This window comes from Agrococcus sp. DT81.2 (genome assembly GCF_049844935.1).
Lineage (GTDB): Bacteria > Actinomycetota > Actinomycetes > Actinomycetales > Microbacteriaceae > Agrococcus.
Window position 1 is genome coordinate 1 of record NZ_JBNCLZ010000031.1, and the last position, 208, is coordinate 208.

The 208-nt window shown below is 75.5% G+C and carries 1 pseudogene; it reads left to right on the forward strand.

The window, feature by feature from the left end:
- Positions 1-208: pseudogene (locus tag ACLQ21_RS15775) on the forward strand (IS30 family transposase); the annotation flags it as partial.

A 208-nucleotide genomic window follows, 5' to 3' on the forward strand; every position in this document is an offset into this window, starting at 1 on the left:
CCGCCGGCGGCCGCTACCGCGCCTCCTCCGCGGATTGGCGGGCGCGGGAGCGGAAGCACCGGCCCAAGCGGGGCAAGCTCGCCCGCAGCGCCCGGTTGCGGGAGGCTGTCCAGGCGGGCCTCGAGGCCCGTCATTCGCCGCAGCAGATCGCGCACCGGCTGCGGCGCGAGCACCCGGATGATCTGGAGATGCACGTGTCCCACGAGAC